The 26,814-nt window shown below is 44.8% G+C and carries 27 protein-coding genes; 17 read left to right on the top strand and 10 right to left on the bottom strand.

All coding sequences use genetic code 11. The features are described from left to right. Positions 1-170 precede the first annotated feature (170 nt). The 4 genes from AB685_RS19325 to AB685_RS19310 form a co-directional block, all read right to left on the bottom strand. Positions 171-782, bottom strand: a complete 612-nt coding sequence (locus AB685_RS19325; RefSeq protein WP_053073894.1) for a PepSY domain-containing protein — start codon at positions 780-782, stop codon at positions 171-173. A gap of 117 nt (positions 783-899) precedes the next feature. After that, positions 900-1,484: a PepSY domain-containing protein gene (locus AB685_RS29830; RefSeq protein WP_053073893.1), complete on the bottom strand. Its 585-nt coding sequence runs from the start codon at positions 1,482-1,484 to the stop codon at positions 900-902. Further along, entirely contained in the window at positions 1,474-2,856 is a 1,383-nt protein-coding gene (locus tag AB685_RS19315) for a HAMP domain-containing sensor histidine kinase (RefSeq protein ID WP_047972243.1), read from the bottom strand. Before AB685_RS19315 ends, AB685_RS29830 begins: the two co-directional genes overlap by 11 nt. Before the next feature lie 7 nt (positions 2,857-2,863). Then, on the bottom strand, positions 2,864-3,532 hold the full coding sequence (locus tag AB685_RS19310) for a response regulator transcription factor (RefSeq protein WP_047972242.1): 669 nt from the start codon (positions 3,530-3,532) through the stop codon (positions 2,864-2,866). Positions 3,533-3,765: 233 nt separating this feature from the next. Between AB685_RS19310 and AB685_RS19305 the strand changes: the two genes are divergently transcribed. Both AB685_RS19305 and AB685_RS19300 read left to right on the top strand, forming a co-directional pair. Then, a complete protein-coding gene (locus AB685_RS19305; RefSeq protein ID WP_047972241.1) occupies positions 3,766-5,475 on the top strand; it encodes an ABC transporter ATP-binding protein in 1,710 nt (569 codons plus the stop codon). 88 nt (positions 5,476-5,563) lie between these two features. Beyond that, complete coding sequence (locus AB685_RS19300) at positions 5,564-6,004, top strand: general stress protein (RefSeq protein ID WP_047972240.1); 441 nt, start codon at positions 5,564-5,566, stop codon at positions 6,002-6,004. Positions 6,005-6,335: 331 nt separating this feature from the next. Here the strand turns inward: AB685_RS19300 and AB685_RS19295 are convergent, their stop codons facing one another. Further along, the gene (locus tag AB685_RS19295; protein WP_053073892.1) at positions 6,336-7,871 is read right to left on the bottom strand and encodes an FAD-dependent oxidoreductase; all 1,536 of its coding nucleotides are present in this window, start codon (positions 7,869-7,871) and stop codon (positions 6,336-6,338) included. A gap of 215 nt (positions 7,872-8,086) precedes the next feature. Here AB685_RS19295 and AB685_RS19290 point away from each other — a divergent pair, with 215 nt between their 5' ends. The 7 genes from AB685_RS19290 to AB685_RS19260 all read left to right on the top strand — a co-directional run bounded on the left by AB685_RS19290 (position 8,087) and on the right by AB685_RS19260 (position 14,452). Next, entirely contained in the window at positions 8,087-9,016 is a 930-nt protein-coding gene (locus AB685_RS19290; protein WP_047972239.1) for a manganese-dependent inorganic pyrophosphatase, read from the top strand. A 331-nt stretch (positions 9,017-9,347) separates the two neighbouring features. Continuing rightward, positions 9,348-10,595, top strand: coding sequence for an ABC transporter substrate-binding protein (locus AB685_RS19285; RefSeq protein ID WP_053073891.1), 1,248 nt, complete (start codon positions 9,348-9,350; stop codon positions 10,593-10,595). Beyond that, positions 10,573-11,439: an ABC transporter permease subunit gene (locus AB685_RS19280; RefSeq protein WP_047972237.1), complete on the top strand. Its 867-nt coding sequence runs from the start codon at positions 10,573-10,575 to the stop codon at positions 11,437-11,439. The genes AB685_RS19285 and AB685_RS19280 overlap by 23 nt, the downstream gene beginning before the upstream one ends. Position 11,440: 1 nt before the next feature. Beyond that, a complete protein-coding gene (locus AB685_RS19275) occupies positions 11,441-12,244 on the top strand; it encodes an ABC transporter permease subunit (RefSeq protein WP_047972236.1) in 804 nt (267 codons plus the stop codon). Continuing rightward, a complete protein-coding gene (locus tag AB685_RS19270; protein WP_047972235.1) occupies positions 12,237-13,220 on the top strand; it encodes an ABC transporter ATP-binding protein in 984 nt (327 codons plus the stop codon). The genes AB685_RS19275 and AB685_RS19270 overlap by 8 nt, the downstream gene beginning before the upstream one ends. After that, complete coding sequence (locus AB685_RS19265; protein WP_047972234.1) at positions 13,217-13,858, top strand: TVP38/TMEM64 family protein; 642 nt, start codon at positions 13,217-13,219, stop codon at positions 13,856-13,858. The genes AB685_RS19270 and AB685_RS19265 overlap by 4 nt, the downstream gene beginning before the upstream one ends. Positions 13,859-13,870: 12 nt before the next feature. Continuing rightward, positions 13,871-14,452, top strand: a complete 582-nt coding sequence (locus tag AB685_RS19260) for a CDP-alcohol phosphatidyltransferase family protein (RefSeq protein WP_047972233.1) — start codon at positions 13,871-13,873, stop codon at positions 14,450-14,452. Positions 14,453-14,546: 94 nt separating this feature from the next. On the opposite strand, the gene AB685_RS30985 is transcribed toward AB685_RS19260, so the two are convergent. Together AB685_RS30985 and AB685_RS30980 are read right to left on the bottom strand one after the other, a co-directional pair. Further along, positions 14,547-14,693 carry a lmo0937 family membrane protein gene (locus AB685_RS30985; protein WP_128755909.1) on the bottom strand — a complete coding sequence of 49 codons (147 nt, stop codon included), beginning with the start codon at positions 14,691-14,693 and terminating at the stop codon, positions 14,547-14,549. 94 nt (positions 14,694-14,787) lie between these two features. Then, positions 14,788-14,937 (bottom strand): lmo0937 family membrane protein, encoded by a 150-nt coding sequence (locus tag AB685_RS30980; protein ID WP_128755908.1) that lies wholly within the window; start codon positions 14,935-14,937, stop codon positions 14,788-14,790. 227 nt (positions 14,938-15,164) lie between these two features. Here AB685_RS30980 and AB685_RS19255 point away from each other — a divergent pair, with 227 nt between their 5' ends. Continuing rightward, a complete protein-coding gene (locus AB685_RS19255) occupies positions 15,165-15,353 on the top strand; it encodes a CsbD family protein (protein ID WP_047972232.1) in 189 nt (62 codons plus the stop codon). Positions 15,354-15,454: 101 nt separating this feature from the next. Beyond that, entirely contained in the window at positions 15,455-16,333 is an 879-nt protein-coding gene (locus AB685_RS19250; protein ID WP_047972231.1) for an SDR family oxidoreductase, read from the top strand. Between the two features lie 439 nt (positions 16,334-16,772). Here the strand turns inward: AB685_RS19250 and AB685_RS19245 are convergent, their stop codons facing one another. Continuing rightward, complete coding sequence (locus AB685_RS19245; protein WP_047972230.1) at positions 16,773-17,327, bottom strand: hypothetical protein; 555 nt, start codon at positions 17,325-17,327, stop codon at positions 16,773-16,775. Between the two features lie 600 nt (positions 17,328-17,927). On the opposite strand from AB685_RS19245, the gene AB685_RS19240 reads away from it, so the two are divergent. Then, a complete protein-coding gene (locus AB685_RS19240) occupies positions 17,928-18,254 on the top strand; it encodes a YciI family protein (protein WP_047972229.1) in 327 nt (108 codons plus the stop codon). Between the two features lie 58 nt (positions 18,255-18,312). On the opposite strand, the gene bioB is transcribed toward AB685_RS19240, so the two are convergent. Then, a complete protein-coding gene (gene bioB / locus AB685_RS19235) occupies positions 18,313-19,365 on the bottom strand; it encodes a biotin synthase BioB (RefSeq protein ID WP_047972228.1) in 1,053 nt (350 codons plus the stop codon). Between the two features lie 457 nt (positions 19,366-19,822). Between bioB and helD the strand changes: the two genes are divergently transcribed. Then, positions 19,823-22,147, top strand: a complete 2,325-nt coding sequence (gene helD / locus AB685_RS19230) for an RNA polymerase recycling motor HelD (RefSeq protein ID WP_047972227.1) — start codon at positions 19,823-19,825, stop codon at positions 22,145-22,147. Positions 22,148-22,180: 33 nt separating this feature from the next. Here the strand turns inward: helD and AB685_RS19225 are convergent, their stop codons facing one another. After that, complete coding sequence (locus tag AB685_RS19225; protein ID WP_047972226.1) at positions 22,181-22,732, bottom strand: VTT domain-containing protein; 552 nt, start codon at positions 22,730-22,732, stop codon at positions 22,181-22,183. Between the two features lie 101 nt (positions 22,733-22,833). Here AB685_RS19225 and AB685_RS19220 point away from each other — a divergent pair, with 101 nt between their 5' ends. The 4 genes from AB685_RS19220 (at position 22,834) to AB685_RS19205 (ending at position 26,801) form a co-directional block, all read left to right on the top strand. Continuing rightward, positions 22,834-23,172, top strand: a complete 339-nt coding sequence (locus tag AB685_RS19220; protein ID WP_047972225.1) for a metal-sensitive transcriptional regulator — start codon at positions 22,834-22,836, stop codon at positions 23,170-23,172. Between the two features lie 12 nt (positions 23,173-23,184). Then, positions 23,185-23,391: a copper chaperone CopZ gene (gene copZ / locus AB685_RS19215; RefSeq protein ID WP_047972224.1), complete on the top strand. Its 207-nt coding sequence runs from the start codon at positions 23,185-23,187 to the stop codon at positions 23,389-23,391. A 92-nt stretch (positions 23,392-23,483) separates the two neighbouring features. Beyond that, positions 23,484-25,904: a heavy metal translocating P-type ATPase gene (locus tag AB685_RS19210; protein ID WP_047972223.1), complete on the top strand. Its 2,421-nt coding sequence runs from the start codon at positions 23,484-23,486 to the stop codon at positions 25,902-25,904. Between the two features lie 15 nt (positions 25,905-25,919). Further along, positions 25,920-26,801 carry a hypothetical protein gene (locus tag AB685_RS19205; protein ID WP_047972222.1) on the top strand — a complete coding sequence of 294 codons (882 nt, stop codon included), beginning with the start codon at positions 25,920-25,922 and terminating at the stop codon, positions 26,799-26,801. Positions 26,802-26,814: the final 13 nt, after the last annotated feature.

The raw sequence follows: 26,814 nt of genomic DNA, 5'->3' as shown, positions 1-26,814 counted from the left end.
TTATAAATACGAAAAAGCAACAAAGTTTACGAAAACAGCTAATTTGCTAAAACCCTTTTCAAGAAACACTCATCTCCGCCTCCTGGGAGTCATAACGTCCCCCCAAAAAAATGAGTCCCCAATCTCACAAAAAAAGCAGCCCCGTCAAAGGGCCGCCCTCAAAAAAGCTATTAATCATCCCACTCCACATACAATACTTTCCCGGTAATCGCGTCAACATAGACCGTTACCTCATCGTCGTCACCGTTTTGAGCAGTCTCAATTTCCACTTCATAAACAAGCTTGCCGTTATCGCGCTCTAGCTCAATATCATCCAGTTTGCCGGATACTTCCTTCAACGCGATTTCCTTTGCTTCCGCAATGGAGATCACCGCCTCATTCGCTCCAGCGTTATCTGAACTTCCGTTTCCACCAGCAGTAGAAGTCGCTGCCTTTTCACGCTTCTTCCCGTCACGCTCATCTCTTTCTTCCTTGATGATTTCGCCATTCGATGCATCCACTTTGAATTCGAATTCATACTCATCGTTCTTTACTTCGATTTCATAGACAAGGCGTCCATTTTCGCGGTCCTTTTCTGCTTCCGTCACTACGCCGTTTTCCACTTTTGCCAACACAATATTGGATGCCTCTGCTAATGTGACACCAGTCTTTTCGTCAGACGGAGTGGCAACCTGGACCTGCTTCAAGTTCTCCTTGGTGTCCTCGTTCTTTAACGCTTCCGCTCCAACACTGATGCCTCCGATAAGTACGGCTCCTGCCATTACTGCTGTGAATATTTTCATAGTAAATTCCTCCTTGAAATGTTGTTTGTTTTGCTTGCTACACTTACATAATAGCCAGCCAACATTAATAGAAAAGGAGAAAAACATTAAAAAATCTTAATGTAGCAGAAGTTTATGTTAATCCCAAGTCAAAGAGATGATCTCTCCTGTGTAGGCGTTGAGGATGATGGTCGCCTCCGAGTCATCATCCATTTCGATTTCAACTTCATACACTTTGACGCCATTTTCTTCATCAATTTCCACATCTTCCACTTTACCTGGAACTTCCTTTAATGCAATTTCAATGGCCTCATCCCGGGTAAGCATGCTAGGAGCTGGCTCCTCTTTGGCAGGTTCATCAGGTGCTTCAGGCTGGTCACCATCCGGTTCTTCCTTAGGTTCCTGCTTTTCTGAATCAGGTTCCCCTCCTCCAGCTTCCTCTTTCCGGTTCACCAGCTTCAAAGAGGTGATCTCACGAGTGCGTCCATCCACCTTCACCAGGTATTCCCCCATGTCGTTCTCCATGAACACTTCATAGGTATCCTCTTTTTGTTCCATGGAAGTTATGATGCTTCCGCTATATTGACTCTCCACCAGCCCACGGATTTCCGTTTCTGACGCCAGGACTTCCGTCTTGTTGAAAAATAGATAGAAGAGCGCAGCCCCTGAAAGCACCACAAAAGCTCCAGTGACCAGAATCAGAAATCCTTTCTTATTTTTCATTTCCACTCACTGTCCTTTCTGTTCCCTTTGGCAAAGTCACTTTCACGGTCGTGCCTTTTCCTTCTTCACTTGCAAAGTCGATCGTTCCCTGGTGGGCATTGACAATCTGCTTGGCAATGGAAAGCCCAAGACCGGCTCCACCCGATTCCCGGTTCCTTGCTTTATCCACCCGGTAAAAGCGGTCAAAGATTTTTTCGAGGTCCTCTTTTGGTATGCCCATTCCCTTATCACTGACAGAAAAATAGCAGCTATCATCAGACTCGCCAAGCTCCATCACCACTTCAGCGTCACTATATTTTTGGGCGTTATCCAAAAGAATATAGAGCAATTGTTTTATTTTATTAGGGTCAGCCTGAATGGGCGAATCCAGTCCGTTGTCGACAACCTCAATGTCCCTATCAAAGGAAATCTCGATATTGTGTGACGTCTGTCTGCAGAGGGTAAGCAGGTCAACTGCTTCCTTTTTCAACACAATATCATTATCCGCGTTTGCCAACTGGAGCATCTGCTCGGTCATTTCCTTCATCCGTATAGACTCGGAATAGATGGCATCCACCGATTCCTCCAATAACTCCGGCTTCTTTATCCCCCAGCGTTTAAGCATGCTTGCATAGCTCTCGATGACCGTAAGCGGCGTCTTCAGTTCATGGGAGGCATCGGAAACGAACTGCTGCTGCTTCTGAAAGTTTTTCTCCAGGATGTCAATCATCTGGTTGAACGTGTTACCCATTGTATAAAGCTCATCCTTGGAAGTGCCCGAAAGCCGTAGCTTCTGATAATCTCCGGTCTGCTGGATCTGCTTCATCGTTCTGGTCATGGCATGGATCGGCGTCAAGATGATTCGGCTCAATACGTTCCCGAAAAATAGAGCGGGAATCAAAATAAAAACCGAGGCCAGCAGTAATACGATTAGCAGGGTATTAATCGTCCGCTTCGAATCCTCAAGGGTTTCGGTCACCTCAAGCATCACGATGTTTCCATCCGACCATATGAGCGGATAGGATACGACTGCATATGGGGTGCCTTCAATCGTACGGACGGCTGAAAATTGCTGATTCTGAAATTTGGTGGGAATCAGCCTCATGTCATACTCCTTGGCGCTATTTGCGATAGAGGTGTTTTCATCTGTTACAATCCGAATCATCCCGTTTGGAGGGAGGTAGGCGTTTAGCAAGGCGCCGAAATCCGTTTCATTCTCGCTGATTGCCCTATTCACCGCCTCTGTCACCGATTCGGCATGATCCTTGACCCGGTTCAGGTCATTGTCCAGAATATTTTTTTGGAAAAGAAAATAGATGGTTCCGTTCACAAGAAGTAGCATGATGACAAGCCAGACGGTGGAAAACAATAGGATTTTACTTTTTATCTTCATCTGCCTGCTACTCCTTCAAGCGGTAGCCGACACCACGGATGGTCAGCAGCACATCTGCTAGGTCCAGCTTTTTCCGGAGGTGTCTGACGTACACATCCACAATATTGGTATCCCCGTAATAATCGAAGCCCCATACTCGCGTCAGAATCTGTTCGCGGTTCAGTGCCTGCCCTTTGTTTTCAATAAAATAGACAAGAAGGTCGAACTCTTTCGGGGTCAGATCTACGCTTTCCTCGCCGCTGAGTACTTCACGTGTCTTTTCATTTACAGTCCAGTCCTTCACGGTCAGGACACTGGAATTCGTAGGGTTGTCCTGTACTGTCCGGAGAGAGGCCCTCACCCTTGCCAACAACTCCTCGATCTCAAAGGGCTTGGTCACATAGTCATTGGCACCAAGGTCGAGGCCACTTACCTTATCCGGAATTGAGTTGCGCGCGGTCAGAAGGATGACGGGTGTGCCCGTATCCGTAGAGCGTATTCTCCTCAGCACCTCAAGCCCGCTCAATTCCGGAAGCATGACATCAAGTAGCACCAGGTCCCAGGTCTGGTCCTTGAATTTTTCCAAACCGCTTACACCGGTAAAAGCAGCATCTGTTTCATACCCTTCATGCTCAAGCTCCAATTGCAGGACTCGTGCTATCTTTTTTTCATCTTCAATGATTAGTATGTTTGCCATTGCACTTTCTCCCACTCTCATTCTCATATAGGATTCATTTGTTTTCTTTATAACATAGATAGTTGTTTGTTTCCTAATATAAATAGCATTGACGTTTCAAGGTAAAGGGTAGTATAGTAGACTTTAAATGATAACGATTATCATTAGAGAGTCGAAATAAAAAACTTCTATCATACTGAAGGAAGAGATAAAATACTAGAACATAACTATTCTAAAAAAAGGGAGTGGAGAGAGTGGTACGACGGTTTTTCTCATATTATAAGCCATACAAATGGCTGTTCATTTTGGATTTTTCCTGCGCAGTGTTGGTAGGGTTGCTGGAGCTTGCGTTTCCGATTGCCGTCAACCAGGTGATCGACCGCCTATTGCCGCAAGAGAGCTGGACCATCATCGTCTGGGCATGCATCGGACTGTTGGGAATCTATGTAATCAATACTGGCCTTCATTACATTGTTACATATTGGGGACATATGCTCGGGATCAACATCGAGACCGATATGCGCCGGAAACTGTTTCAACACATGCAGAAGCTGTCGTTCGGCTATTATGATAACAACAAAACAGGTCATTCCATTTCGAGGCTGACCAAGGATCTCGAGGAAATAGGGGAAGTGGCCCACCATGGACCGGAGGATGTATTTGTCGCTCTGATGACCCTGTTTGGGGCGTTCATCATCATGCTTTCCATCAACTGGAAGCTTGCGATCTTGTCATTCTTGGTAATCCCATTGCTAATGGTTTTAGCCATCCATTTTAATAAAAAAATGACCCATACATTCCGTAGAATGTTTAGTGACGTTGCGGAGATCAATGCAAGAGTGGAGGACAGCATCGGTGGAATTCGCGTTGTACAGGCCTTTGCAAATGAAAAACACGAACAGAAGCAGTTCGCGGTAAATAATGAAAACTACAAGAATACTAAGCTTTCATCCTACAAAATAATGGCCCAAAACGTAACGGCAAACTATATGCTAATGCGCCTGGTGACCCTATTTACGCTTCTCTTTGGCACCTTTTTCGTAATAAGGGGAGAGCTGAGTTATGGCCAGTTTGTTGCGTTCATCCTGCTTTCCAATGTTCTCATGGGGCCGATCCAGAAAATAAATGCTGTAATCGAAAGCTATCCAAAGGGAATTGCCGGCTTTAAAAGATATACAGAAATCATGGATACGGAACCGGATATCGCCGATGCACCGGATGCTATTCATGCTGAGCTGGATGGAGAAATCCATTACCGGAATGTATCATTCGGCTATGAAGGAACCGAAAGAGTATTAAAGAATATCAACTTGTCCATCCGTGCGGGGGAAACGGTAGCGGTTGTCGGTCCATCCGGTGCCGGTAAAACGACACTATGCAGCCTCTTACCCAGGTTTTATGAACTAGAGGAAGGGAGCATTCTCATTGATGGTTATGATACGCGCGAATTGACACTCGAATCCCTGCGGAGCCAAATTGGTATCGTGCAGCAGGATGTCTTCCTTTTCTCAGGGACGATAAGAGAAAACATTGTATACGGAAAACTGGATGCAACAGATGAAGAAATCATGGAAGCTGCAAGGCGTTCCCAACTGGATGAATTCATTTCGACGCAACCTCATGGACTCGATACAGTCATCGGGGAACGTGGAGTGAAACTCTCAGGCGGCCAGAAGCAGCGTCTTGCTATTTCAAGAATATTCTTGAAGAATCCACCTATCCTGATTCTGGACGAGGCTACTTCCGCATTGGATACCGAAACGGAACGCGCCATTCAAGAATCGCTGACAGAACTGTCCAAGGACCGTACGACCTTGGTTATCGCCCACCGACTGGCCACTATCAAAAATGCCGACCGCATCATGGTTGTGACAAAAGACGGGATTGCCGAACAGGGGCGCCATGATGAACTGATCGAAGCGGAGGGCATCTATAGCAGACTTCATTACGCACAGTTCGGGTAAAAGGTAATATCAGGAATCACGTTTCAACTACCTCTACAGGGGAATGTATAGAGTAAAGAACTATCATTATTCCTAGGAGGAGACAGACATGAAGAAGAAAGCGCTATTAGGTGTATATGATACAGAAATGAAAGCCAGAAATGTAGTGGAAGGATTGATTGTTCAAGGTTACCGTGCAGAAGAGATTGTCGTGGTGGCACTTGGTGATGGACTGGGCTCCGACTATCCAGATGGAACGCGAATCGAGCGGATTGTAGCTAAAGAGGACGACTCTGTAGTAGATAAAATAAAGCATTCTCTTTTGCCAGAGGAAGCCCAGACACCTCCAGACGTTGGGAACAGGCTATTAAAGCTTGGACTCTCCGACCGGGATGCACCGATGTATGCTACAGACGTAGAGAACGGGAGGATCTTGGTGTTGTCGAATGAAAAGGAGACCATGGAGGCACGAACCATGCCGCCCTGTACTACGGAAGAGAAGGAGACATCTTGGATGCAAGCTTCAGCAGGCTTGAGACCAATAGATTAATAAACAGTCAATTAAAAAGAGCTGTCCTAAAGATCAAAATAGACCTTTAGGACAGCTCTTTTTTCTATATGATTTTCACCCGACTATCGAACCTCATTATTTATTATTATTTGGCTGTCTTCGTAAACTTTGTTGCTATTTCGTATTTTTACAACGACCGTAATAATTGTTGCTGTCGTGCTCTTTTCCTGGTTATTCGGAGAGATTGCATGATATTTTGAAAGTAGATACACTGTGAAAAATCCAAAGGCCGATTTTTCTTGGTAAAAAGTCCAATTCCCGACTTTTTACAAGCGAATAGCAACAATCTTTGAGAAAAGAGCCTATTATTTTAATATGCTTTTAATGCTTTCACCGCCGGCCCCTCAAGTACTTCCCCCTTATAGGAGAATCTTGAAGCATGGCATGGGCAATCCCAAGAACGCTCCGCATTGTTCCACACAACATCACATCCCATATGGGTACAGGTAGGTTGGACGAGGTGACACTTGCCATCTTCATCTTTATAAGCACCGACCTTTTTGCCATCCAGTTTGACAATGCCTCCTTCATCGTGTTGAAGATCATCAATTTTGCGGGACTCCCGTTTCAACTTGCCTTTCACCAATTCTTTGGCAACCGTTGCATTTTCTTTTACAAAGCTTTTAATACTGCCGGATCCAGTTTCGCTTCGGCCGGGATTGAAAAGTTCCTTATATGAATTCGCCTTGTTCAAGATTCGATCTTTCAGTACATAGGCGGCAATCGTCCCGTTCGTCATTCCCCACTTGGCATAAGCGGTCGCAACTAAAATATTTTCTGATCCGGACTGGACTGGACCGATGTAAGGCAGCTTATCAAGGGAGTAGACATCCTGGGAGGACCAATGATAAGGGATGGAGGTTATGTCAAAGTAACGTGCTCCAAACTCGGCCAGTTTTTCATAGTGATTCGAAGTTTCTCTATCATTTTGACCTGTGGGATGACCTTCGCCTCCTATAAGCAAAAGGCTGTCGCCATCAGGTCCTATTGCAGAACGGAGGGAGCGGGTCGGCTTATCGGCACTCAAATACATGCCATCTGGAATATGCTCATCCGTGACCTTTGCAGCAAGGGCATAGGACCGTTCTATATGCAATCTGGAAAAGAGTAATCCGCTTATATCATTGAATGGATAGTGAGTGCTGACAATAATATGGTTGCTCTTCACTTCAAACTTGTCCTCCGTTTTCACAACCGTAGAGTCTTTCTCTATATCGACGGCCCTCGTCTGTTCAAACACCTTTCCTCCAAGTTCCGTGAATGCACGAACCAGCCCATTAAGGTATTTGACCGGGTGAAACTGGGCCTGATCACGCATCATCACTGCGTTTTTAGTCGAAAAGGGAAGTCTGATATCAACCTTATCGGCAAAACCGCCATTTATTCCAAGCTTAAGATATGCGTTTGCTTCTTCTTCCACCTTTTGTTCCATCACCTTGGATGTTGAGTAGATGAATGATGGGAGAGTGCGGAGGTCACAATCCAGTTGCAGAAGCTCTATGGTATCGTGGATAAATGCGAGTCCCTCTTGATTTGCCTCGTAATAGAGGCGAGCTTTTTCCTCCCCGTGCTGTTGTAATAGCTCCTGGTAGATCAATCCGTGCTGGGATGAAATTTTAGCTGTAGTAAAACCGGTGGTACCCCCAATCACTTGACCAGCTTCTAGGAGAACAACATCCAACCCTTCTTTAGCAAGTAGGTAAGCGGTGGTGATACCGGTAATTCCAGCCCCAATGACGGTTACATCTGCAGATATGTTTTCATTGAGTGAGGGAAAGCTATCAGGTGAATGTTGCTCCTTCCAGAGTGAAACGGGATAAGTCTTTATTTTGGTAGAGATGGACATAGCAAAACCCTCCATTATTTAGTGTTATTATTCAGTACCCCTTATAGAAGGGAAGTTATCGCGTTGAAGAGTATTGGAAAAATTTTATGGAGATTTTGATGTTAAATAGACTAAGTGTAAATAGATTTTGAAACGAAAGAAAATTTAAGGTAATATACAAAGTGGAAGAGTTAGCATGATTAGCTCGATAAAACATTTACGCAAGGAGAGTACTCATGACAAAAGTTTTAGTACTAGGACATAAAAACCCAGATACAGATTCCATCTGCTCGGCGATCGCTTATGCGGAGCTGAAAAAGCAGTTAGGCATGGACGCAGAGCCGGTTCGTTTAGGTGAACTGAACGGAGAAACAGAATATGCTTTAAAAGAATTCAACGCGGAAGTGCCTCGTTTGGTCGAAACAGTGGCAAACGAAGTGAAGGAAGTAATTCTTGTAGACCATAACGAGCGTCAACAAAGTGTAAGTGATATTGACCAGGTCCGTGTGCTGGAAGTAATCGATCACCACCGTATTGCGAACTTTGAAACAGCAGATCCTTTATACTACCGTGCAGAACCGGTTGGCTGTACAACAACGATTCTGAACAAGCTTTACAAAGAAAACGGCGTGGAAATCTCCAAATCTGTTGCAGGATTGATGCTTTCTGCAATCATCTCTGATTCTCTATTGTTCAAATCCCCGACTTGCACAGAGCAGGATGTACAAGCTGCTAAGGAACTGGCTGAAATTGCTGGTGTAAATGCAGAAGAGTACGGGTTGGCAATGCTGAAAGCGGGAGCGGACCTGAGCGACAAAACGGTTGAGCAGCTTATCTCCCTGGATGCAAAAGAATTCCAGATGGGCGACTACAAAGTGGAAATCGCGCAAGTGAACACAGTTGATATAAACGACGTACTTGCAAAACAAGAAGAGCTGGAAGCGGTGATCACAGCGAATGTTGCGAATAAGGACTTAGATTTGTTCTTACTGGTAGTGACGGATATTTTAGAGAATGATTCTGTTGCGCTTGCACTAGGTTCCCAGGCACCTGCTGTGGAGAAAGCGTACAATGTGACGCTTGAGAACAACACTGCTCTATTGAAGGGTGTCGTATCCCGTAAGAAGCAGGTTGTACCTGTGTTGACGGATGCTTTAACAAAATAAATTTGGATAGAAGGACGCATGGATTGATTCATATAGTGAGTTGGTCTATGCGTTTTTTTGTTTTTGGAAAAGAAGTAGGGGGTTTTGAAGGACTTTTGCCCACAACGGAAGAGAACATATCCCGCAAAGTCCCCCGCAATCCCACAATACCGCACTCCCGACCAAAAATCCCAAACATCAACCAACCCCCAAAGTGATCCAAATCCCTACCAAGAACGTTAGGTTCCTAAAGAACCTAAACCCACCCCAAACATACCAACATTTCAAAGAATAAAAGGAAAATGTTATATATATAGATAGGTATATTCGAATAGAGAGAAGAGGGATGTCCATGAAAACCCGGTTACTGGCAATATTATTTTTCGTGTTTTTAATAGCAGTAGGCTGCTCTAACGCAAACACTAACAACAACTCAAGCGCCGGCGAAGAACTGAAAGACAAAGAATGGAGCGACATCACAAAACTTGCCGATGGCTCCAAGGTACGCATATTCATGTGGGGCGGCGATGAAGGAATCAACCGCTATATGGATGAGTGGGTCGCGCCAAATCTAAAAAAAGTCCATAATATCGAACTAGAACGAGTCCCAATGGATACGAATGAAATCTTGCAAAAGCTGTCCACGGAAAAGCGGGCGAACAAAAATGATGGAACGATCGATATCATCTGGCTGAATGGAGAAAACTTTAAGAACGCCAAGGAGTTTGAGCTCCTCTACGGACCTTTCAGCGAAAATCTACCAAACTACCAAAATTTTGTCGATACTGATAGCCTTGACGTTCAATATGATTTTGGTACAGAAGTAGAAGGACTTGAGGCGCCATGGGGGAAAGTACAGTTCGTCTTCCTATATGATGAAGAAAAAATCCAGACTCCACCGGCCAGCTTAGAAGAATTAAAAGAATGGATAAAAGAAAACCCAGGAAAATTTACGTATCCTGAAGCCAATGACTTCACAGGTAACGCCTTTCTGAGACATATCCTTTACGATGCCGTTGGCGGACCGGAGAAATTAATAGAAAACGGCTTCAATGAAGAGGTTTTAGCAGCGCACCAAGACGGCTTGTGGAGTTATCTCCGAGAAATCCAGCCTTCCCTCTGGAGAAAAGGGGCGACATATCCAGCAACCCTCACCGACCTGGATCGCCTCTATAGCCAAGGTGAAGTTTGGATGACGATGGGATATAACGAGGCAAGAGCAGAAAGCCTTATCAAAGACGGCGTGTTCCCTGAAACGACGAAATCCTTTGTTTTGGATTCCGGGTCCATTGGAAATACACACTTTTTAGCCATTCCATTTAACGGCCCGAACAAGGCGAGTGCCATGGTGGCCATTGATTTCTTAATGTCCCCGGATGCGCAGCTTGCCAAATATGAGTCGACCTATTGGGGAGAAAATATGGTGCTAGATCCAACAAAGCTTCCAGAGGACGTAAAGGAACAGCTCGCCAAGATGGATAGAGGAGCATCGGTTTTGTCGCCGGAGGAATTGAGTGAAAGTCTTCTTCCGGAAGTGGATCCTGGGTATGTGAATTGGTTAAAGGAGCACTGGGTCAATGAAGTGGTTCAGAAGCAATAGCTGGAGTCTTGCACTCCTCCCGGCTTTTCTTTTCACGTTCTGTCTTGTCGTGTACGGGCTGTTCATGGCGACACAGGAAAGCGTGACCGGCCTGGACGGAATCTCGCTGGATGCTTACCGTAGCATCCTTGAAAATCAGACCTTTTTGGATTCTCTGCTTTATAGTCTGCAGATTACCATTATATCCACGCTTCTATCACTTGGGCTGGGGCTGATTATTACGAAGGTACTTTTCGAAACCCTGCAAAACCATATGGCAAGGACGATTGTCTGGCTTCCAATGCTGTTCCCGCATTTTGTCTGGGGATATATGATGATTCTGCTTTTCTCGCAGACTGGCTGGTTTTCTACATTCCTTCATGCGCTCACCATCATAGACAGTCCGGAGCAGTTTCCGGTACTGACCAATGACCGCTTTGGAATTGGCATTATCATCACCTACACATTAAAAGAAATCCCCTTTGTCGTCCTGATGCTTCTGCCGGTGTACACACAGCTGAACCGTGATTTGCCAAAAGTGGTGAAGACTCTTGGCGGCAACAGGTGGCATATATTTAAAACGGTAGAATGGCCATGGCTGTTTCCGGTGCTGATGGAGGCGGGGCTGATTGTCTTCGCTTTTATTTTGGCAGCGTTTGAAGTGCCATATCTACTCGGAACCACCTATCCGAAAATGGTATCGGTGCTTGCGTATGAATGGTTTTACCAGGGGGACTGGAGCAGAAGGCCGGAATCATTTGCGGCAATGATGATCGTAACCGGAATCATCCTCAGTTTGCTGTTTCTTGTTTTAGGTATTGTCTCCAGGTCAAGATACCGCATGATGAAAGGAAACGGGATGTAGCATGAGGAATAAAAGAATAACCATACTTTATATAGTCTTCATTTTCTTTTTATTTCTGCCTGTCATGCTATTGCTTCTTAAAAGTGTATCCTATGGGTGGCGATGGGGAGAATTGGTGCCGACCGGTTTTTCCTTAAGAGGGTTTGAAGTGCTCCTGAATGACCACCGCTTCTACTCGGCTGTAGGGATGACATTATGGATCGGACTTGCCGTCATCCTATTGAATCTTCTCCTTGCAATACCGGCAGCAAGGGCCCTTGCTTTTCACTCCTTCAGGGGGAAATCCCTTGTTGAAACGGTTCTTGTTCTTCCAATCCTGATTCCAAGTCTGGCAGTTGCGATGGGAATCCATGTCACGATGATACGGTTGGGCTTGGCGGACCAGTGGCTTGGTGTGGTCATGGTACATCTCATTCCGACGGTTCCTTACTCCATCAAAATTTTGAGGTCGGGTTTTGAACGGCTAGGACAGAAGTGGGAGGAGCAAGCAAGCACCCTAGGAGGAACAAAAGGTGTCATTCTATACAAAATCTATCTGCCGCAGTTGCTTCCAAGCTTCAGGAGCATGGTCTTTCTGATCTTTGTTATTTCATTGAGCCAATATGCGCTTACTTCCATTATCGGCGGGGGAAATGTATTGACGTTGGCAATGCTGTATTTTCCTTTCTTATCGTCGGTGGACGAAGCGGTCATTGCTAGCTTTTCCCTTGTGTTTGCATTTCTTCCAATCCTAGTTATGCTGGGATTGGAACTGACATATCGAATGGTGATTCCTTACCAGAAGCGGGTGTTTGATAATGAATGAAAAGATTACAATAAAAAATATCTCAAAAAACTACAATGGGAAGGGAATTATCCAAAGCCTTAGTTTGACAATAAAACAGGGTGAAATCATCAGTATTGTCGGACCTTCGGGTAGTGGCAAATCTACATTGTTGAAGTGCCTTGCCGGTCTTGAATCCATTTCAGGAGGAAGCATTAAAATAGGGGAAAGGGATATCACCTCAACTCGGGCCAATGACCGCCCGATTGTCATGATGTTTCAACAGCCATTGCTTTTTCCTCATATGACTGTATTGGAAAATGTGATGATCGGTCTTTCTTTTAAAAGAAAAGGGACGAAAAAAATGCAGAAGGAGCAGGCTACAAACTTTCTCATGAAGGTAGGGCTTGAGGGATATGGAGGAAGTTATCCATATGAACTGTCCGGTGGTCAAGAGCAGAGGGTAGCGTTGGCGCGGGCATTGATCACCAACCCTCAGTTGCTGCTTTTGGATGAACCATTCAGCAGCATTGATAATGAAAAGCGGGATGAATTACGGTTATGGGTGAAGAATTTATTGAAGGAGGAAGGTATCTCAAGCCTTTTTGTAACCCATGATATAGAAGAGGCAATGTTGATGGGGGATAGGGTCGCCGTATTTGCCGAAAAGAAAATCCAGCAGGTCGGGAAGCCGATGGAAATGTATGAAGAACCAGCGACACCTTTTGTGGCAAAATTCTATTCAGACGGTCTTTTAGTGGGAGCGGAATCCTTTGTTCTTTCCAATAAACTGACCGCGTCCAAAGAAATGCCCCATAATGCCTACCGCATTTATGAAGGTAAGGTGTTGCAAACAAAAGTGAAGCACGGTTGTCTTTTTTATGATATACAGGTGGGAGAACTCAAGCAAAAGCTTACTTTGCCTTCTTTGGAACAGTTCAGTCTTTCTCAAAAGGTGTGGGTGGCTGTTCGGAATGAAGCTGATATCATCGAATTTCCTGTGGTGACAACGCAATGAGCAGAAACAATGTAATAAAGCTTTTTTTGCTTGTGGTACTTGTTGGTGGTCTGCTGTTTATCAATTATCGTTATGTTTCCATTTCTACATCCTCCATTAGGGAGTGGATTCTCGGCTTTGGGGCATGGGCTCCGTTCATTTATGTGATTTTATATACGGTAAGACCACTTGTGCTGTTCCCGGCTTCTGTCCTATCACTTGGTGCAGGCCTCGCTTTTGGGGCTTTCTGGGGGACTGTCTATACCATTATCGGAGCAACACTCGGCGCAGCGCTTTCTTTTTTCGTTGCGAGGAAGCTCGGTAAGAACCTGGCGAATCGATCCTGGAAGGGAAAAGCAGCTGGTATTCAGAAGAATATGGAGAAGCAAGGATTTCTCTATATCCTGATTCTTCGGTTATTGCCGATCTTGAATTTTGATCTGATCAGCTATGCAGCAGGTGTTTCAAAGGTCCGGTTTTCCCATTTCATTCTTGGAACGTTGCTAGGGATCATTCCAGGAACGTTTGCCTATAATTTCTTGGGATCGAGCTTTGTGAAAGGGGAATATACATATATAATTGGGGCGGCAGTGGTGTTTGTACTGATTGCCATTATTCCTATTTTTTTCAGGGATAAGTTAAAAAAATTCATCAAATAAAGGAAGGTCTATATGCTAGATACGCATGCCCGCAAATATGTACAACCCATAATATCCAACACGGCGGAAAAGCTGCTGAAGTTTGGCTTGACACCTAATCAGGTAACCATCATTTCCTTTTTTATCGGTGTGTCATCAGGTGCTTTTTTCTATTTCGGTCTACCGGTTATCGCCGTTCTGGTTCTTTGGATTTCAGGGTTTCTTGATGCAGTTGATGGAACGATGGCCCGTAAAACGAAATCTTCACCTTGGGGAACGGTAATGGATGTCACATTCGATCGCCTTGTCGAGATCAGTGTCATTCTAGGAGTGGCTTTTGTCTATCCAGAAATACAGTGGGCGTTGCTCTTGCTGAGCGTCTCCATCATTTTTTCCATCACAGTCTTTCTAACAGTGGGTGCCGTTTCTGAAAAACAGGGGATGAAGTCCTTTTATTATCAGGCAGGTCTTGCGGAGAGAACGGAAGGATTTATTTTGCTGTCGTTAATGATGTTGCTGCCGGCATTCGTGCTATGGACCACCTTGGTCTTCTTGGCGGTCGAGATCATCACGGGCCTACAACGTTTTTTTGAAGCGAAGAGGATATTGCAATGAAGTCATCAGTTGCGTTTGACAAATTCTCATGAAAAAAGCTGGAAAGCTTCAGTGTAACCACTGATTCTTCCCAGCTTTTTTCTATCAATTATCACTACGGCCTTTTGCGCCCAGTGAATAAGTTAAAGACTAATGCGATTAGTGCTAATACAAGAATAATGTGAATGAGGTTTCCTGCGATATCAAAAGAGAATCCAAGTAACCACAAGATAAGTAATACTGCAAAGATTGTCCATAACATAGTGATATGCCTCCTAAACGTCTGACTTAAAATAACTGTACTATTGTTTTTCCCTTAGGAATTCCTATTAGACATAGAAATTTATGGATGAATGTTACCTGACGCCACGTCTTTTTCCGAATAGGTTAAATACGATTGCCAATACAGCTAGAACTAAAAGAATGTGAATTAGTCCTCCACCGATTTCCATTGCGAAACCAAGTAACCAAAGAACTAATAGTACTGCAAAGATTGTCCATAACATGTAATTTTCCTCCTCTATTGTTTTGGTATTTTTTTTCAACGTCTACACAGAAGGTAATTCCCCTAGATGTAAAATGTTAAACCATTTTTTTGTGGTGTTTGTTTGAATGTTTATGAAGGGAGAGTTTGGTCCTAATGTAAGGTTTTAAATAAAGATGAAGGTGGAATGGAATAACAAGTGACGAGCTATCAGAAGTCACAAAATAATGTGAGAGGAGATGTTTGAATATGAACGATACAACCATGAAAGGCAAGTGGAACCAGATGAAAGGTGATGCCAAGAAGAAATGGGGCAATCTCACAGATGATGATCTTCAACAAATTGAGGGTGATCGTGATAAGCTGGTAGGAAAAATTCAGGAGCGACACGGCAAGTCCAAAGAAGAGGCGGAACGCGAAGTCGACGGTTGGAATTGAGTAGTAGATTTTATAGAAGAGAATGACAAAGGCAGCCGGAAATATTGATGGCTGCTTCTTTATCTTATTTTTATAGACTTTTAAAAAAAGGAGAGGGAAAAATGAGTGAAGATAAATTTGCATCAGTGCAATCAGATGGTCAACCCGCACAGGAACAGGGAAAGCAGCCAGGTGACGAAAATGAAATGATTCCGGAACCGATTTTTGATAATCCCGACTACAAAGGAAGCGGCAAACTCAAAGGAAAGAATGCTATCATAACAGGTGGTGACAGCGGAATTGGACGTGCTGTAGCCATTGCATATGCTAAAGAAGGTGCAAATGTCAGCATTGTGTATCTGGATGAGCATGAAGATGCCAAAGAGACAAAGCGAATTGTCGAGGAATACGGTACCAAGTGCTTGCTATATTCTGGAGATATCGGGCAAAAGGACTTTTGTACCGATGTGGTCAAGCAGACGGTGGAGGAGCTGGGCGGTTTACATATTCTCGTGAATAATGCAGCCGAACAGCATGTGCAGGAGAAAATCGAGGATATATCAGAAGAGCAGTTATTACGTACGTTCCAGACAAACATCTTTTCCTATTTCTATTTCATCCAGGCAGCTATGCCATACTTGGAAAAAGGGAGCTCCATCATCAACACCGCTTCGGTCGTGGCCTACAAGGGAATGCCGATTCTGATGGACTACTCCGCAACAAAAGGTGCCATTGTCGCCCTTACACGTTCGCTGTCTGAAAATATTGTAGGAAGCGGAATTCGAGTGAATGGCGTCGCGCCAGGACCAATTTGGACTCCTCTCATTCCGGCTTCTTTCGACGGTGAAAAAGTGGAAGAATTCGGCACCAATTCCCCGATGGGCCGACCTGGCCAACCGGCAGAATTGGCACCGGCATACGTGTACCTAGCATCAGAAGATTCCTCTTATGTATCTGGGCAGATGATACACATCAACGGTGGAACAGTAGTAAATGGGTAAGATTAGGGACGGTTCTTTTGCTTCTTTACGAAGCAAAAGAACCGTCCCTGTTTTATTAAAAGGCTCTTTTCTAAAGGCTCTTTTCTCAAAGATTGTTGCTATTCACTAGTAAAAAGTCGGCAATTGGACTTTTTACAGGATATCTACTCTAAAACAGGCATGTAGTTTATTCCGTACAGCCGGGAAAAGAGCACGACAGTAAGGAATATAACGGTTGGTTTAACATTTCGAAAAAGCAACAAAGTTTACGAAAACAGCCTTTCTAAAAGATTGTTGCTATTCACTAGTAAAAAGTCGGCAATTGGACTTTTTATCGCATATCTACTCTAATATAGGCATGCATTCTATTCCGTATAACCAAGAAAAGAGCACGATAGTAAAGAATATTACGATTGGTTTATAAATTCGAAAAAGCAACAAAGTTTACGAAAACAGCCTATTAAAATTGATTCGTCCTGTCAACGGTATAAGGGAAGTTATGTTCCCATCTTGCATAATTGAACTGATACAGCTGAAGAGTGAATTTATGATCACGGATCATAGAGAGCTCATTTCCATCATTGAAGTAGAATACCATCTTATGTTTTTCCCCGTGCTTTGGCAGTACCAACACCACCTCTTTAACATCCTCCCAAGTATATTGGTTGGTCTTGAACGTCCCGGTTGCACTCCACGAGATGGTCTCGGAACCCAATGCCTGGTAACTGAACGTTCCGAGAGCGAAAAAGAACAACGCCGCGATGATTCCCACTCCAACCAGCCATTTCGCATATTTTACAAACAGGAAGGCCATAAAGAAAAAAAGCGCAAGCAAGACGCCGGAAACGGCATAAAGCCAATAGGTATCGCTAGATTCCTGCAGGAGCCAGATGGTCTTATCGTCAAAAAGCACCCCTTGGAAAATGAAGGGGCCAACCAAAATATACAATGGCAACAGTAAGAGTGAGCCCATTGCATACATGAGATATACGTGTTTCTTTTCCATATTGTTCAACCTTATCGTCCCCCTCTTGGTAAGTGAATATTTCTAATATTCTATACTTTATATTATACACGATCTGGAAAAAGGAGGAACCTGTTCTTTTGTCCAAGAATAAGTATATAATTCTGTTGATTTCCGGTTCAGGCGCTTCGCTTTCCTGCGGGCGGTCCGTAAGCCTCCTCACTCCGCCTGAGGGGTCTTACCTGTCCCTTCCTCCCGCGGGAGTCTGCGCGCCGCCTTCCACTACAATCAACTAGATGTTTCATTCCCCGTTAGAAGAACAGAAGTCATCTCTACTAAAAAGTGACTGAAATGGCAATTAACAAACTTACTTAAGAATTTCTAGCTGTGGATTGGAGCAAATGGCGAAGACTCCTACGGGGAAGTAGCGGCAATGTTGAGACCCCGCAACGGAGTGAGGAGGCTCAAGGTCGCCCCGTGGAAAGCGCAGCCATTTGCGGAAAGGAACAGCGGCGATTAACCAATCAACTAAAATTTTTTAGCTTTAAAAGGACCGTGCGGTTTTTCCCGGTTTTTCTTATTTGTCCAAGAAAAAGGATTTACTCAAAATATGTAGAATTTTAAGATATCGAAAAAGGAGTGGGAAAATCCATGGGCTTACAAACTTATATCTATGTATTGCGTCTGCCTGAAAGGTTATATGATCCGGAGCTTTGGACAGGAGAAGAGAAAAACATCGTGTCCCAGCACTTTTCCTATTTAAAAAAGAATGTGGAAGATGGGGTGGTTATCCTTGCTGGGAGAACCGACCAGACGGATGAAACAGGGTTTGGCATTGTGATTTTTGTAGCGAGGAGCGAAACAGAAGCGGAAAGGTTCATGAATAACGATCCTGCTGTTGCAAGTGAAATCATGACAGGAGAGCTGTCCCGCTACCGGCTTGCTTTGCTGAACGAGAAATTTTCAATTAGCGTATAAACATCGAGACAATGGAGAGTCCCGCTGTCCCGGTGTTTATTGCCATGATCCCAGATGGTTAAACACCCGCAAACTGCTGGCTTTCCGTTTCAAAAGCATTTTCCTCTATCTCAAAGCCAAGGTCTTTAATCATCTGATAATCCTGGTTGGAGGCCTGCCCGCTAGTTGTCAGGTAGTCGCCTACGAAGATGGAGTTCGCCATATAAAGTCCCAGGCTTTGCAGCGTTCGAAGGTTGAACTCGCGGCCCCCAGAAATCCTAATTTCTTTTGTAGGGTTCACAAAACGGAACATCGCAAGGATCTTCAGACATTTTAACGGAGTTAAATCATCCATACCTGCAAGCTTGGTCCCTTCAATCGGATGCAGGAAGTTGACAGGAATCGAGTCGGCATCCAGTTCTTTTAACGAATAAGCCATTTCCACCACATCCTCAAGCGTTTCTCCCATTCCGCAGATGACACCCGAGCAAGGCGAGATTCCTGCACTCTTCAATGTTTCAAGCGTTCGGATGCGATCATCGTAATCATGGGTCGTCGTAATCTCGCTGTGGTGCCCCTTGCTTGTGTTGATGTTATGGTTGAAACGGTCCACACCGGCTTCTTTCAAAAGCTTGGCCTGTGCGTCGTTGACAATTCCAAGACAGGCACATACTTTCATGTTGTCGATGTCTTTTTTGATATCCTGAACGGCCTGGACCACCGTATCCACGTCGCGGTTTGTCGGCTTGCGTCCGCTCATGACGATACAGTAGGTTCCAATTTTGTTTTTCTTGGCTTCCTTTGCACCATCCACGATAATCTTTTTGCTGACAAGCGGATAGCTGTCAATTTCCGTGTCGGCTTTCATGGATTGGGAGCAATAGCCGCAATCCTCTGGGCACAGGCCGCTTTTGGCGTTTATGATCAGGTTCAATTTTACTTTTTTTCCGTAATAGTGTTTGCGGATTTGAAAGGCTGCCTGGACAAGCTCCAGCACGTTATCGTCTTCCTCATGTAATATACTTAAAGCCTCATCGGGTGTTATGTGATAGCCCTCTACCACTTTTTCTGCAAGTTGTTTCCAAGTCAAAGTAATCACTCCTAAGTAGTAAGTATGTAAACTTAAATACATTACAAGTTTACATATGTGTACGGTAGCTGACAAGGAAAACAAACAAATCTGATAGAAAATTGCAAATTATTTTGTAAACGGTTATAATTATTTTTCCGGCAAGGCTCTTTTCTCAACCTTTGTTGTTATCGCATAGTACAAAGTCGGCAGTTGGACTTTTTACCGCTTATATACCCTAACTATACAGTGCTGTATAAATAGAATTATCAGGAAAAGAGCACGACAGTAAGGTGTATAACGAGTCATTTATAAATACGAAAATGCATAAAAATATGTGAAAATAGCACGCAGAAAAAAGAACAGAAAATCGTTGCGTACTTTGAAAAGGTTAGCAAGGATGTGTACCATGAATGGAGAAAAACTCTAGTTCATGGTTTTTTGCGTCTTATAAAAGGCTATTTTCGTAAACTTTGTTTGAGAAAATAGCTTTATAAAAACCTCAGGAGTGTGAAGGAGTTTGGCAGAAAAGAAGAAAAGGCATCCTGACTTTGATCAGGAAGTGGAGCGGCTGACATTTACCAAAAAGTATATGGATATCGTGATCCGAGCAACAGAAATGGACGAGGAATCATTCAAATCAAGTTTTAAAGAAGCGCTCGAAGGAATGGACTTCAAAGACAGCAGCTTCAGCTACATGAATATGCTTACCAACGCGAACCTGCTCCAGCGGACGACCGAAGAGATCCGCAGCCTCAAGAAAATCTACCATAAGCCCTACTTTGCTAGAGTGGACTACAAACGGTCTGGCAAAGAAGAAGAGGAAATCCTCTACTTCGGGAAAGCCTCTTTGTTTGACAGGGAAACGCAGGATCCAATTATCGTGGACTGGCGTTCTCCGATTGCCAACCTCTATTATGACGGGAGGCTTGGGGAAGTGGAATACGAAGCCGAGGGGGAAACATATGACGGCTACCTCTCCCTGAAACGCCAATACATCATGGAGGACGGCGAGCTTCAGGACATACGGGACGTCGACCTGACGACAACGGACGAGCTCTTGCAGGATTCGTTGTCCGGAAGCTCTAGCAACCGGCTGACCGATATCGTGTCCACCATCCAGGAAGAACAGAACCGAATCATCCGGGCCGACCTGAATAAACCGATCATCGTTCAAGGGGCGGCAGGGAGCGGAAAAACGACTATCGCCCTTCACAGAATTTCCTATTTCATCTATACCTACCAAGACCAATTCCGACCGGAACAGCTCATGATTCTCGCACCCAACAACCTGTTCATCGGCTATATATCGGAAGTTCTGCCAGAGCTCGGCGTGGACCGGATCTTGCAGACGACTTTCATTGATTTTGTAAAAAGTTGTATCGGCAAAAAAATTAAATTGCGGCCGCCATCTGAAAAACTGATGGGATTTATCAACCACGAATACGAAGACCCTGAAATGGTCCAATGGCTCGCAAGCTTTAAAGGTTCCTTAGAATTCAAGGAGATCATCGACCGCTATCTATCTGACATTTTGGAAACATTTATTCCAACAGAGGATTTCTATCTGACACCTAAGTTCAAACTCTATACAGCAGAAAGAATGGAGCAACTTATCCGTAATGAATATACCTACCTCCCGTATTACCGCCGGGTGGAAAAGGTGAAAAGTGTTCTGCAAAACTATGTTCGGACCGAGAAAAAAGTGCTTCTTCACAAAGTCGAAAAATTCTATGATCACAAGCTGGACAAAGCACTATTCAACATGAACCTCGACCCAGCCAAGCGGAAAAGCTATGTCACAAAAGCGATGGACAAAAAGGACGCAATGATCGAAGAGATAAAGCGGGAGTCCAGAACCGCCGTCAACGCCTTTATCAGGAAGCTCCCGAAGCACACACTTTTTCATTATTTTAAGGATCTGGTTACTGACAAGACGACGTTTTCGAAGTATGCCAGTGGTTATCTGGATGACTATCAAATCAAGTATTTTGTCGACTATCAGGTGAAATTACATAGACAGAAGCAATATGAACTGGAGGATTTGGCGGCGTTACTCTATTTGCAGCACCATTTGTACGGCATTGACAAGGATTTGCGGGCTCGCAATGTAGTGATAGATGAGGCGCAGGACTACAGCTATTTTCAATTGGCTGCTTTGAAAAGCGCCTTGGAGACGGATATGTTCACCATCGTTGGCGACCTCGCCCAGGGGATCCACTCCTATCGTGGTATACAAGACTGGAACAAGGTGAAAGAGGAGATATTCCCTCGAGCTGCCTACACGACCTTGCAAAAAAGCTATCGTACCACCGTTGAAATAATGGAAACTGCCAATGATATACTGAAGCTATTGCCATTCGAGCTGCCGAAAGTGGAGCCGGTGGTGAGGCATGGGGCAAAACCGGTGTTTCATAAGTGGCCAACTTCCGGTGGGACTGTTGGAATGGCTGGTATGCTGGAGATGGAAATAAAGCAATTGTATGCGGACGGGCGGAAAACGATTGCCGTTATCGGGAAGACGGAGAAGGAGTGCAAGAAGATAGAGGGACTGCTACGCCGTCATTCAGACTTGCGCGTGCAATTACTTGGGGAAAATGAAGAAATTAACCAGGAAGATGTCGTCATCGTACACGCCCAGTTGGCGAAGGGACTGGAGTTTGATGCCGTCTTATTGTGCTCGCTGGATGAAGTGTTTACTGAAACGGAGATTGATGTGAAACTGCTTTATGTGGCGATGACAAGGCCGCTGCATCATTTGAGCTTTAATGGCAATGATGTGGGGGATTTTCTGTTGGAGCATGTTGCGGCAGGGAAGTTTTTGTTAGAAAGTAGTAGTGATTAGGAATGACAGGGCCTTTTGGGGGCTCTGTTTTTTTTACTTCCGTAACCTCCCCCGCAGCACCACCAACACAACTCCAGCCGCTACCACAGCCAAGATCACCTTTCCTGCCGTATTCCATTGAAGCACCTGATAAACCGAAAATGCCTCTAACAACAATGCTGGAACCTTGCCAACCGTACTTGCAACCGCAAATCCGACTATGCCAATCCTGCTTGTTGCTCCAGCCAATGTCACGAGGCCGGATGGCGCAAATGGGAACAAGCGCAATGTCAGAACCAACAGAAATGCTTTTCGACCACCTGTCTCTTGCAATTTCATCAGCCATTTATTTTTCATCAACGCATCCGGTGCAAACTTTTTGATCCCTTTTCGATATAACCAAAAACTCACAACAGCCCCAATCGACTCGCCCAAAAAGGAAATCAACGTACCAAGCCAGAAACCAAAGAATGCCAGATTGGCAGCGGTGAGAAAAACACTTGGCATAAAAGCGAGTATGCTTATGAATGTATTGATTAGAATACTAAGTACGATGGCAAACGGACCGACCGCCGAGAACCAATCCAATACTTGATCTCTCCACATGACAATTACCTCTTCTGAAATTATTTTAATAGTATAAATTCAATCTCTTTACATACCGTATAGGGGTATGTTACTTTATAAGAGACAGGAGGTCAATAACCATGGAAAACCTTCCAGTAGAAATGATGAACAATGAAGAATGCTGTCATACGGAAAATGGGGAACGTAAGAGCCATCATTCCGAAGAGGTAAAAAAATCGCTTATTTCCCGCTTGAACCGAATAGAAGGTCAGGTGCGTGGGGTGAAGCGATTGGTGGAGGAAGATACGTATTGCGATGATGTGCTGACACAGATCGCTGCGGTCCAGTCTGCCCTGAATGGCCTTGGCAAAATGCTTTTAGAAGGACATATGAAATCCTGTATCGTGGAAAGAATTCAAGAAGGCGATACAGAAGTAATAGATGAGTTGTTAGTAACAGTTAAAAGACTAATGAAATAAGGGGAGATTAGAATGGAACAAGTAACGTTAAAAGTAAATGGAATGTCATGCGGGCATTGCGTAAAAGCGGTTGAAGGTAGTGTAGGGGAATTGGACGGAGTGAACTCTGTCAAGGTGGATCTAGCTTCCGGTACAGTAGCGGTAGAATACAAAAGTGAGCAAGTGACAATGGAGAAGATTAAGGAAACAATCGACGAAGAAGGTTATGAAGTAGCCTAATCCAGTCGATCATATGCGTGCTTTCTTACGGGAAAAGCACGTTTTATTCGCAATAAAATATACCCCCTATGGGTATAAAGGAGGTTGCTATCATGAGCGATCAAAAGAGAAAAGAAACCCAGTTACAGATTACAGGGATGACGTGTGCGGCTTGCTCCACAAGGGTGGAGAGGGGGCTGAATAAACTGGCTGGAGTAGAGACAGCCAATGTGAACCTTGCCCTTGAGAATGCATCCGTCACTTATGATCCGGAACAGGTGTCTGAAATAGAAATTGAAAAGAAGATTCAAGATCTGGGCTATGATGTAGTGAAGGAAAAAGCGGAATTTCTTATTACAGGCATGACGTGTGCCGCTTGCTCTAGCAGGATTGAGAAGGTGCTGGGCAAGATGGAAGGTGTCAATACAGCCAATGTGAACTTGGCATTGGAGAGCGGTACAGTGGAGTATAATCCGTCAAAGTTAAAGCCTGCCGACATCATCGCGCGCATTGAAAAAGCAGGCTATGGGGCAACGGAGAAGGTGGAGAAAAGTGAGAATGCCGAGAGCTTCCGCCAAAAAGAACTGGAAAAACAGCAAGGGAAATTTGTTTTCTCGTTGATACTGACGATACCGTTGCTTTGGGCGATGGTGAGCCACTTTTCCTTTACATCGTTCATCTATCTGCCTGATATGCTGATGAACCCTTGGGTGCAGCTCGCACTCGCGACACCGGTTCAATTCTTTATAGGGTGGCAATTCTACACAGGTGCCTTTAAAGCGTTGAAAAATAAAAGTGCCAATATGGATGTGCTGGTTGCACTAGGAACGTCTGCGGCGTATGTGTACAGTTTATACTTATCGATTGAATCGATCGGTTCTGGTGCCCATATGGTCGACCTTTACTTTGAAACAAGTGCGGTCATCATCACCCTTATTATTTTAGGAAAGCTTTTTGAAGTGAGAGCAAAGGGCCGTTCATCAGAAGCAATCAAAAAGCTGATGGGCTTGCAGGCGAAGACAGCGCTCGTCCTACGTGATGGAAAAGAAATTGAAGTGCCTTTGGAAGAAGTGCTTGTGGGAGATATTGTTTCCGTTAAGCCTGGTGAAAAAGTGCCAGTCGACGGAGAAATTATCGAAGGGCAATCGGCGGTGGATGAGTCGATGCTGACAGGGGAAAGCATCCCTGTAGATAAAAAGATGGGCGACACTGTATATGGTTCCACAATCAATAAAAACGGCTTTTTGAAAATAAAGGCGACAAAGGTCGGGAAGGAAACGGCTCTTGCTCAAATCATCCGGATTGTAGAGCAGGCGCAAGGGTCCAAAGCGCCGATTCAACGCCTTGCAGATAGAATATCCGGTATTTTCGTACCGATTGTGGTTGGAATTGCCATTCTTACTTTTCTGGTTTGGTACTTCATCGTCGATCCGGGGAATTTTGCACAAGCATTGGTAAATCTGATTGCCGTCCTAGTAATTGCTTGTCCGTGTGCACTTGGTCTTGCAACGCCGACCTCCATCATGGCGGGATCCGGCCGGGCAGCCGAGCTTGGCATCCTTTTCAAAGGCGGAGAGCATTTAGAGCAGACACACCGCATCACAACGGTCGTATTGGACAAAACAGGAACAGTGACAAATGGTGCGCCGGTTCTGACAGATGTAAAGTTGGTGGCTGGTGAGGATGAAGCGGCCGTTCTTGCATTGGTCGGTGCTGCGGAGAAACAGTCGGAACACCCACTGGCGCAAGCGATAGTAGAGGGTATCAAGGAGAAGAGAATCGAGTTTGGTTCTGTGCATTCTTTTCAAGCAATACCCGGGTATGGTATAGAAGCAGTCGTTGGTGAGAATCGTGTTATCGTTGGTACACGAAAGCTCATGACCAAGCATGGAGTGGCTGTCGAGCAGGCGGAAGAAGCAGTTCGCAGTCTTGAAACAGAAGGAAAAACCGCGATGCTGATTGCTGTAAATGGAGAATACAAAGGCATTATCGCAGTTGCGGATACGATAAAAGATACATCCAAGCAAGCGGTCAAACGTTTGAAGGACATGGGTCTTGAAGTCATCATGATGACAGGGGACAACGAACGTACAGCCCAGGCGATTGCAAAGCTTGCCGGAATTGACAACGTCATAGCCGAAGTACTTCCTGAGCAGAAAGCGGAAGAGGTAGCAAAGCTACAGAAGCAAGACAAAAAGGTCGCGATGGTTGGTGATGGGATTAATGATGCACCGGCATTGGTGACAGCTGATATCGGGATGGCAATAGGAACAGGGACAGATGTCGCGATGGAAGCGGCAGACATCACCTTGATGCGTGGTGATTTAAACAGCATTGCCGATGCGATTGTAATGAGTAAAAAAACAATCACCAACATTAAGCAGAATCTGTTCTGGGCATTTGCCTACAACTCCATGGGAATACCGATTGCTGCCCTAGGTTTCCTAGCACCATGGGTAGCGGGAGCCGCGATGGCGTTCAGCTCTGTTTCGGTTGTCCTGAATGCACTGCGACTACAGAAAGTGAAACTCTAATAAGGTGGGAATAGAATGAAAAAGTGGGTAGGATCAGCACTGATTTATTTGTTGATAGTCATCGGAGGCTATTCGGCGTATTCGTTTTATGCAGGTGGAAATGAGGCTCAAGATGCAGACCACGGAGAGCATCAGAACGAAGATTCGCATGATGAACATGGTGAGGAAGAAGGACATGATGAGGAGCACGGTGATCACGAAGAAGGCAATGAGGATGGCCATGGGGACCACGGCGACCATGAAGGGGATACATCCAGTGAAGTCAAAGCAGATGTAGAGCTGGATGGAGGTGAGTTGACTATTACTCTGACTGATCTTGATGGTAACCCGATGGATGACCTTGAAGTAAGTCATGAGAAATTGATGCATCTGGTTGTCATCAGTGAGGATTTGGAAGTATTCCAGCATCTTCATCCGGAAAAGATGTCAGCAGGGGTTTTCACGACGGATGCTGAGTTGGAGGATGGCATGTACCAGGCGTTTGTGGATATCAAGCCAAGTGAGTTGCAATATGTAAATGAACCTCATCCTGTGATGGTTGGGAAGCATGCTGGTCATGAAGATGCCCATGTTCATCTGGAAGCTGAATCACAATGGACAAAGGAACAGGGGGATTATACGGTAACCCTTGATTTGAACAATTTTTCTGTAAAAGAAAATGTGGTTCTCTCTTTTGACATAGAGGGTGCGGAGCCGGAAAACTACCTTGGTGCTTTAGGGCATGTGGTTGTTGTGGATGAAGGGTTGGATGAATTCATACATGTTCACCCTCGTAAAGGAACGGAACCTGTATTTGAAGCCCATTTCAGCAAGCCGGGCATGTATAAGCTCTGGGCTGAATTCAAATTGAACGGAGAAGTGTATGCCTTCCCGTATGTATTGGAAATCACAGAATAAAGGGGATGTGAAG

This window comes from Bacillus sp. LL01 (genome assembly GCF_001037965.1).
Note: the sequence above shows the minus strand (reverse complement) of the source record. Positions and strands in the feature narration are given on the sequence as shown.